At 69.1% G+C, this 1234-nt stretch carries 3 protein-coding genes and 1 pseudogene; 2 read left to right on the top strand and 2 right to left on the bottom strand.

The annotated features are described in order from the left end of the window. A pseudogene (locus Y704_RS24055) lies at positions 1-265 on the top strand (MFS transporter); the annotation flags it as partial. Between the two features lie 28 nt (positions 266-293). Here Y704_RS24055 and Y704_RS0111570 read toward each other — a convergent pair. Further along, on the bottom strand, positions 294-611 hold the full coding sequence (locus Y704_RS0111570) for an aminotransferase class V-fold PLP-dependent enzyme (protein ID WP_275451067.1): 318 nt from the start codon (positions 609-611) through the stop codon (positions 294-296). Between the two features lie 67 nt (positions 612-678). On the opposite strand from Y704_RS0111570, the gene Y704_RS0111565 reads away from it, so the two are divergent. Beyond that, complete coding sequence (locus Y704_RS0111565) at positions 679-882, top strand: MFS transporter (protein ID WP_026550239.1); 204 nt, start codon at positions 679-681, stop codon at positions 880-882. Between the two features lie 28 nt (positions 883-910). Here Y704_RS0111565 and Y704_RS20780 read toward each other — a convergent pair. Continuing rightward, a partial coding sequence (locus tag Y704_RS20780) for an aminotransferase class V-fold PLP-dependent enzyme (protein WP_035772522.1) occupies positions 911-1234 on the bottom strand: 324 nt, incomplete at its 5' end.

Below are 1234 nucleotides of genomic sequence, written 5' to 3'. Positions count from 1 at the left end.
CCCGCCGCTGCAGGCGCGGCTCCTCGATGTGGCGCCCGGCGCCCCGTCACTCGCCTCGTCGATGAATCACGCGGCGCTGAACATCGCCAACGGACTGGGCGCAACAGTGGGCGGCGTGGTCATTGCGCTGGGCTGGGGCTTCACTGCTCCCGCGCTCGTCGGCGCGGTGCTGGCGGTCCTCGGCCTGGCCATAGCGCTGATCAGCGGGCGGATGGATATCCGGAGCGGGCGCTCGCAGCAGCCGGTCCCGGAGCACGCTGCATAGGTTCCCCCCCCTCTCTGCCGCGCGGACGTCACCCGAGGTAGGCGGTCAGACCGCCGATCAGGCGCTCCACCTCGTCGCGGGACGTATAGGGCGCGAGACCGACCCGCAGCCCACCCGCCTCGCCCAGTCCCAGCACCCGGCTTGCCTCGAGCGCATAGAAATTGCTCGACGGGGCAAGGACATCGCGCTCGGCGAGGAATTTGCTGGCTTCTGTTGCGTCGCGCCCGGTGAAGGTGAGCAGCAAGGTGGTGGTCCGTGCCCGGGCTTGTGAGTGGACCGTCACGTCAGGAAGTCCGGACAGCGCGTCCTCGAGCAGTGTCAGCAGCTGCTCCTCATGCTGCCCGATTCTTGCGTTCGCTGCAGCGAGCCGCTCCCGGCGGGACCCGACGGGATCGGCGTCACTCGCCTCGTCGATGAATCACGCGGCGCTGAACATCGCCAACGGACTGGGCGCAACAGTGGGCGGCGTGGTCATTGCGCTGGGCTGGGGCTTCACTGCTCCCGCGCTCGTCGGCGCGGTGCTGGCGGTCCTCGGCCTGGCCATAGCGCTGATCAGCGGGCGGATGGATATCCGGAGCGGGCGCTCGCAGCAGCCGGTCCCGGAGCACGCTGCATAGGTTCCCCCCCCTCTCTGCCGCGCGGACGTCACCCGAGGTAGGCGGTCAGACCGCCGATCAGGCGCTCCACCTCGTCGCGGGACGTATAGGGCGCGAGACCGACCCGCAGCCCACCCGCCTCGCCCAGTCCCAGCACCCGGCTTGCCTCGAGCGCATAGAAATTGCTCGACGGGGCAAGGACATCGCGCTCGGCGAGGAATTTGCTGGCTTCTGTTGCGTCGCGCCCGGTGAAGGTGAGCAGCAAGGTGGTGGTCCGTGCCCGGGCTTGTGAGTGGACCGTCACGTCAGGAAGTCCGGACAGCGCGTCCTCGAGCAGTGTCAGCAGCTGCTCCTCATGCTGCCCGATTCTTGC

It is taken from the genome of Arthrobacter sp. Br18 (genome assembly GCF_000520555.1).
Lineage (GTDB): Bacteria > Actinomycetota > Actinomycetes > Actinomycetales > Micrococcaceae > Arthrobacter_D.
This window is presented reverse-complemented; position numbering and strand designations above follow the sequence as displayed.

Bases quoted from the DNA above. Each gene is read 5' to 3' on its own strand.
- Y704_RS0111565 (WP_026550239.1), top strand. From the start codon at position 679: ATGAATCACGCGGCGCTGAACATCGCCAACGGACTGGGCGCAACAGTG.